At 52.8% G+C, this 7090-nt stretch carries 7 protein-coding genes; 2 read left to right on the plus strand and 5 right to left on the minus strand.

Features of this window, described 5'->3' with window-relative positions; all coding sequences use genetic code 11:
• Nucleotides 1-46: 46 nt before the first annotated feature.
• The 3 genes from WCO56_27990 to WCO56_28000 form a co-directional block, all read right to left on the minus strand.
• A complete protein-coding gene (locus WCO56_27990; protein ID MEI7733444.1) occupies nucleotides 47-493 on the minus strand; it encodes a hypothetical protein in 447 nt (148 codons plus the stop codon).
• A 38-nt stretch (nucleotides 494-531) separates the two neighbouring features.
• A complete protein-coding gene (locus tag WCO56_27995) occupies nucleotides 532-1482 on the minus strand; it encodes an NHL repeat-containing protein (protein MEI7733445.1) in 951 nt (316 codons plus the stop codon).
• Between the two features lie 269 nt (nucleotides 1483-1751).
• Nucleotides 1752-3272, minus strand: a complete 1521-nt coding sequence (locus tag WCO56_28000; protein MEI7733446.1) for a PKD domain-containing protein — start codon at nucleotides 3270-3272, stop codon at nucleotides 1752-1754.
• 238 nt (nucleotides 3273-3510) lie between these two features.
• Between WCO56_28000 and WCO56_28005 the strand changes: the two genes are divergently transcribed.
• On the plus strand, nucleotides 3511-3651 hold the full coding sequence (locus WCO56_28005) for a hypothetical protein (protein ID MEI7733447.1): 141 nt from the start codon (nucleotides 3511-3513) through the stop codon (nucleotides 3649-3651).
• 134 nt (nucleotides 3652-3785) lie between these two features.
• Here WCO56_28005 and WCO56_28010 read toward each other — a convergent pair whose 3' ends face one another.
• Nucleotides 3786-5780: a hypothetical protein gene (locus tag WCO56_28010; protein MEI7733448.1), complete on the minus strand. Its 1995-nt coding sequence runs from the start codon at nucleotides 5778-5780 to the stop codon at nucleotides 3786-3788.
• 351 nt (nucleotides 5781-6131) lie between these two features.
• On the opposite strand from WCO56_28010, the gene WCO56_28015 reads away from it, so the two are divergent.
• Nucleotides 6132-6674: a hypothetical protein gene (locus tag WCO56_28015; protein MEI7733449.1), complete on the plus strand. Its 543-nt coding sequence runs from the start codon at nucleotides 6132-6134 to the stop codon at nucleotides 6672-6674.
• Between the two features lie 4 nt (nucleotides 6675-6678).
• Here the strand turns inward: WCO56_28015 and WCO56_28020 are convergent.
• On the minus strand, nucleotides 6679-7090 hold a 412-nt coding region (locus WCO56_28020), incomplete at its 5' end, for a hypothetical protein (protein MEI7733450.1).

Raw genomic sequence — 7090 nt, forward strand, 5'->3', positions numbered from 1 at the left:
GCCCAGCCAAGGGCCTCAAAAAATGACCAAGGGTTTTTCAGCAGAATCAATACTGGAGAATCTGGTACTCCGGTTCGGCTGCGATTGCCTGCGCTGAGGGCTTGGGTAGATTGAAGAGGAGCTGTTGGAAGGGTGTCAGGGTGGTGTGATTGTCGGTGGCTTTCCACTTCGCTGGCTGCTTGTACTTCCGATATTCGTCCTTGAGTGCCCTACTGAAGGTATCCCATACTTGCGATACTTCAACGATGAACCATTTGGCTGCGGAGGAGCGTGTCTGGTGGAACGCCTTGATTCCAATTGAAAGCCCGTAGCGCGATGCTTGAGCTTTGAAGAAGGTCGCAAAAGCAGCCTGGTCTGTCGGGGCGATTTCTTCAAAGTGGCGGATGGCAACTTCTGCCGCTTGAATGAAGGAACCTTGGCGCCCGAGTGCCTTGAAGAATTGTGAGGCGCAGGGCATGAGCGGCCGGTCTGTGAATGCACTTAAACCTGGCATAACTGAAAGGGATTTGCTTTTGGGCACATTTGATGCCTTCACTTGTTGTGCTGTGGCAAAAATGGAAACCGCAGCAAAATCAGCAGTCCGCCGCAAAGTAGTAAAGCGTATGTGGAAGGCTCTGGGACAGCAGAAGGTTCGAAGGCAACAGCCGTAGGAAACCCCGCGTGCGAAATGAATGCCCCCAGATCGGCCCCGTTGGCTCCAAATTTCCAGACACTATGGTTATTGGCAACAGCCGCATAAACATTTCCGGCACTGTCAATCGCCAAGCCATAAGGTGAATTACCAACTCCAGTCAGAGTGGCAAACACCCCAAGATATGCTCCTGTCGAATCATACTTGTAGATACTATTATCACCGGCGGTTACATAGAGATTGCTGTTGGCATCAAAAGCCAGAGTGTATGGGGAAGTAACCCCAGTCCCAAAGATCGTATGCGTCCCATCGGAGGTGTACTTTTCAATCCTGTTCTGCATCAAATTGGCTGCATAGAGATTGCCGGCACTATCGCAAGCCATACCTTGGCAAAGAGGAAAGCCGTTGGCAAACAGCCCGAGATTGATGCCAGCAGAATTATATTTATAGATCTCGTTGCCGAGCGACACATAAAGGTTATCACTGCGGTCGGTAGCTACAGCAAAAAGAAGGGTCGAGCCGAAGTCAGCGAAAAGCGTATGGGAACCATCCGGGGCGAATTTGGTTATCGTGTTATCATACGCATTTGCCACGTAGAGGCTTCTGCCACTGTCAAAAGCCATAGACCACGGCTGATTCAACCCTGTATTGGCAAAAACGGTGGAGGTGCCATTGGCGGCGACTTTTAATATGGTGCTATCCATATCGTTGGCGACATACAGAACGTCCGCCGAAACTTTGGTGGTTCCAGCCCAAAACAGGAAAACAAGCGCATAAGCCGCAAATTTATTCTTCCAAGGATTGGGAAAAACAGTACTCCCAAAGTAAATAACATTTAGTGCATGCGGCATGGGATAAGGCTAGCAAAGTAAGCCGGCCAGTCAACGGTAAAAATCTTCGTTTTGGACAGCAGGGCGAGCTGACAAATTGTCAACACGATGATTCTTGTATTGCGCGCGCATCTGGTGCCTAGGCAGTTGTTTGAGCCCGCAACGTTACTGATAGGAATTTTCTTTTTGGCACATTGGATGCTTTCACTTGTCGCGTTGCAGTAAAGGTTGCTGTGAATTGACCACTGCGACGTAATGGCAGGAGAAGGGCTAGGAGACCTGAGATGGGGTTATACCGCATCTTGGATGTTCTGCGCCGCAATTTCCCAGGAGCTGTAGGGTGGTAATGGGTTGGTGCTGGCAGGCGCGACATAATGAAGTGGCCCGGTGACCTGAACTCGCGCGGTCGCAATCACGCCATCAGGATGGTCCCCATTATAGGCTCGCAACGCCACCAAGTAATATCCTTGCGCATTCCAAGTGTGGCTTGCATACGGACGGTTGCTCAAACTTGTCCCGTCTCCAAAGTCCCACACACTGACAGTTGCCGGTCCGTTGATAGACGCAGTCAAGGTCATGCTTGCTCCCAAGGATACGTTGGTCGCAGGACTGCTCATGGTGGCGGACAAAACTCCTGTGGTGCCTGCATCCTGGAATTCGTCGCACCCTATGGCAGGCGGATTGAGCCATGCTTCTCCGTCAATATCCGTTCCCGTGATATAGGTCGCGCCACCAGCTCCCCGGCAGGGAGAACCGGCACTGAGACGGGAAGGGCTGGCCAGTTGCGGTTCCGAAACAATATTGCTCGTGCCACTGCCAGGGAGCGGTGTGGTGCAGCAGTAGTTCAATGTGCCATTTAAGTAGTTGGTCCCGCTTTTAGACGTGTTGTAATAGAGGATGCTGTTATTCAGCGTAGCATTGTAAGCGCCACCGCCAGACAGGGAGGCTGAATTACCTGTGAGTGTGCAGTTGGTCAGTTTGCCTTGATACGTCCCGCCACCATATTGGGAAGCCGTGTTTCCCGTGAGCGCGCTATTGTATAGCAAGCCAATATAATTGCCGCCGCCGGATGGAGCGGAATTACCTGTAATTGTGCAATTGTACTGTGTGCTGGAGTAGGCCCCGCCGCCATATTGAGAGGCCGTGTTCAGTGATAATGTGCAATTGGTGAGGATGGCTGAGTAGGCTCCTCCCCCACTGATGGCCGAGTTGCTCGCTAGCACGCAGGCTGTCAGTTTGCCTTGATACGCACCTCCGCCATACGCGGCCGTGTTGCCGGCGAGTGTGCAACGATGCAGTGTCCCGGAGAAAGCTCCGCCCCCTTTGTTGTCAGCCGCGTTGCCTGTCAGGATGCAATTTGTGAGCACCGCGTTCGTGGACGCACACCAGGCGCCACCGCCATTATCCGAAACAAGCGTTGCCCCATTGGTAAGTGTGAATCCGCTCAGTACCGTTCCGTTGGTCAGGTACACACATCGGATCGCACCATTTCCATTGGTTGATCCTGGCATTCGGTACCCTTGGATCACCGTTACATCCGGTCCATTGACACTCCGCAACTTGACCGCTTTGTCAATCACCACCCGGTTGGTCGTCAGCCCCGAGACCGCTCGACCTCCAGTTGCATAGACGCCGTTGGTGACCAGAACCGTATCACCTGCCTGCGCTGCATCCACCGCAGTTTGGATGGTTTGTGCCGCAGTCGTCCAATCGGCGTAGGGTGGAGTGGGATTGGGACTGTCGGGCCACACAAGCAAGGTTGCTGCCGGCAAGGGCGCTGATATGAACAACCCCCAAAGGTAGATTAGCATGACCGTTTGACTAAGAGTCAAAGGCAAGCGCTTTTTCCACAGCGCATCTTGTGTCATCTGATGCGGCGTGGTTACAGAGCACTGCTTTTTGACGAGCCTCATGCAGGGAATCGTAATTCTCTGTTAATTACAAGCAAGCACTGATTTTATATTTGTAGCAAAACCAGGCTTGCCATTGCACGCCATTCGGATGATATTACAAGCATACGAGCAGTAATTTTGCCGAAATAGTTAGAGCATGAGTACGCTGGAAACAACCGTTGAAGAATTGAAGCAACTCCGCCCAGCCCAACTGGCGGCGGCGGTGGCTGGATTGTCGCAAGCGGAATTTCTTCGCGAACTTGGCCAGCGGAGAATCCCCCTCCATTACGGCGACTGATAGGAATTTGCTTTTGGGCACATTTGATACTTTCACTTGTCGCGTTGCGGTAAATATTTTTTCATACTCGCCAGGGCAGGACAGCGCCCTCGCGTGTCAAACAATGCGGTGGAGATAGGGGTGATCGTATTCATTTACTTGTTGCTGGGTTGAATCGCCATTGGGATCGTGATGCGGGGGGTAATGTCGCGATGAAAAGAGGCGCCATCCTTGCCGAGGGAGATCTGTTCCGTTGAAGTACCGTGAGTCACTTTGAGACTGACCCTCTCCTTGCTCGATGAAACGAGAGTTGCTGTGAGCGGTGCGCCGTCCGGTTTGCGGGGATGCAGCACGGTCAGGAAATCCTCGTTTGGCTGTGCGGGGATGCTAAAATACTTGAGGGTTTTGAACGGATAGGGGGCTTCCTGCTTGTCCTTGATGCCGAAGATTCCCTCTTGTTCGTTCGGAACTAGAGGTCCGGAAGGGGCGAGAACATGGATGTCGAGATCGGCGTTGTAGTCGGTGTGCGAGTTGATGAGGTGTTCTCCCCAGATGAACTTCGATGCGGTGGTGTGGAGATACCAATCCGAAATCATGGGGGAGGAGATTTCATCCCACACCACAAGGTAGTCGGGGTTCTTCACCAGCAGAAGATGCCTGCGCCAGTGGAACGAATCAGCGGGCTTCACATATCTGCCTTCGGGCTTGGAGCAGTCCGCCACGGCGTAATCGACTTGCGGACTGGTGAAGAAGGCATCAATTTTGCCGTTACAATCCCCACGTTCGCGCGACTTTCTGCCAAAGACGACATCGTTGTTGGAGATCTGAGAGCGGTTCCACTCCATGGCGGGATCAGTGCCATAAGGCCCCGATTGCGATCCGAGGGCCAGCGGAATGCCTTGACTGAAAAAGTCGATGGAAGCGAGATCGCTTCGTTTATGTGTGACACCCTGCGAGCCGCCCCGCATGAAAACCATGGTCTCGTCCGGCGTGTCGAAGCCAGACCGGAGCAGGACGAGGCCGAGTTTTTTACTCAGTTCGCTGCCTAGGATTTGGGGGGCATCCGGCAGACTTGGGTCGGCCAGCATGGGGAACGAAAGCAAATCACTCCCCGGTTGGCTTCCTGCGCGACGCCACATCCACATCAGCCTTTTGGCAAAGGCGGGATCAGTCATCGTGTAGTGGGGGGCATAAAGGATCGGGGTGCTGAAGTATTCACTGTTATAATTGCTATCACCCCAGACGGGCGCGGTCGGTTCTCCCTTGAGATTGTGCTTCATGGTCCCTGGGAACCGAACCAGCGGCGAGGAGAAGCGCACATACCAGTCGAGCAGGGGCTTCACATTGGGATTCTGATAGAAATCAACTCCAGTGCGCCGCTGCATGACCGGGAAAAGGCCGCTGAAAATCCGTAGAGTGCAGTCATGATAACGCGGCACCTCGTTCCAGGTGCCATCCCAGTTGCCGTGATCCAACGCATACTCGGTTTGCTCGGCGGCATATTTCACCCAAGCTTTGGCGAGAGGTTCGTCGGGAAAATTCAGCCCCACGAGTGCTGCTCCGATATACTGGTCAGGCCAGCGGTTGCAGGTAGAGAAGCCGGTGGGGAATTCCAGCCCGTTGGTCGAGGGAGTCTTCGGTGAGGGAAACTTGGCCGGATCATCCCCGATGATAAACTTGGCTGCCCGAACGGTATCTTCCCTGAATTCTTTCTCCTCCTCCTTGGTCAGCGTGCCGAAGGAAGCGATGATGTCGTATTCGCAGAGGAGTTCTTTCAATCTTCGGCATCGTCGCAGCGACGAGTAGGGAGTCTTCGGACCGAACTGGGCAACGACATCTCCGCTCAGGTGCGTTCGAACCGCCTTCATAAAATCGACCGTCGCTTTTCTCTTTGCTGTCTCGTCCCCGTAGATGAGTCCACAGAGGGTCGAACCCATGCGTTTTGTATCGGGCCGGTTGGGGATGGATTCCCAGCGTCGTCGGATTTCCGGGATATCCGCCGCCTCCATCAACAGGCAGGGGCGCTGGGTGACCGGCTTGATGACGATATTGCCGAAATTCGTCGAAACGACGGCCTGCTGAAAATTTGGCTGGGCCCCAAGTGCGACGGCAAGGGGCAAACAGAGCAGGAGTAATCGGATGGTATTCATGGGAAATATGGTGGACCGGCAGAGAAAAAAAGCGCTAAGGCCCTAATGTGGGCTGAACGCCTCCGGTTGGGTTGACAATGGTTGTCTCGCAGAATGCGTTCTTCGGGCAGTCACCACGCGTCAGGTACTGATAGGAATTTGCTTTTTTGGCACATTTGATGCTTGCACTTGTGGCGTTACCGTAAAGGAGCATTACTTTTAGCTCACTATTCATGTCCGTGATGGTATTCCGATGCGTATAAATTCCAAGACGAAATATAGACCAATTCCCTCTCATCATTTCCCGTAGACGCTTCAAGCTTGCGTTCAAATCACTAGTTCAGGCAAATTCAAAGCCAAACATATGACGCCATGAAACATTTGCCGTTTCAATCCGTTTACCGGGAGAACTTTGAGGTTGTCGAGGAACGTCGAGGCAACCTCAGGCTATATCCACACACCGACCAGTTGCCACAGCTTTCGCGGGCCTTGAACTTGGAATTCTACGGAGCACTGCCAGGTCGCTTTGCCAGGGTAGATCATCGTGCGGATGGGTTTCGTAAGGTGGTGCTGAAGAATGCAGCGTTGTTCTTCTGCAGTATGATCAATGACACGCGGCCTGACGATCTACGGCTTTATATGCTCTCAACCCCTGAAATGGTGTCTAAGGTCACGATTGTACAACAAATCACCGAACATACATCTCAAGGACCGCTTCACTACTTTAGATTCTATTCAGGAACGGACTTTTTCCCGGACATCTACCTTTCTGGAAAGAAGTTCTTCTTTTCCGATCATGCCTTACAACGATTTTCCTCCCGCGTACCTCATAGCATTGGTGACGATTTGATCACCCTGTTGCTGGCCTTTTACGGGTCGCACATTGTAGCTGAACTGCTGCGGTTCAGGGGTTGATGACTCAGGCAGCTTGTTCACGAATCCATTGCCCGGTACTCATTGTTTTGATCTCGGTAGCCGTAATGATCGCAGCACCACCACCAAAGGCATCTATCCTTGGCTTACTACAATCATGGGACCACTCGAAGCTGACTTTGGCTTGCGGATCGAATTGCTGGAGTAAATGCTGCACGAACAAACAAACCGAATCCATGCCGCCATTTTCAGAATGCAGCCAAAGCCCCCATTTCGTGCTGCCTTCTTCTGTCTCAAATGACCAGTCTTCTATCGCATCCTTTAATGACTCGGGGAAACTACTGGGCAAATGATCTCCTTGTACTGCGTGTTGGGCATGATCGGCAAGCTTGAGCGCGTATTCCGCGCAGTTCCGAATTAGCCCTTGTTTCCCCCTTGGGGCGCATTGGCGGCCCGCA

The organism is Verrucomicrobiota bacterium, from assembly GCA_037139415.1.
GTDB lineage: Bacteria > Verrucomicrobiota > Verrucomicrobiia > Limisphaerales > Fontisphaeraceae > JBAXGN01.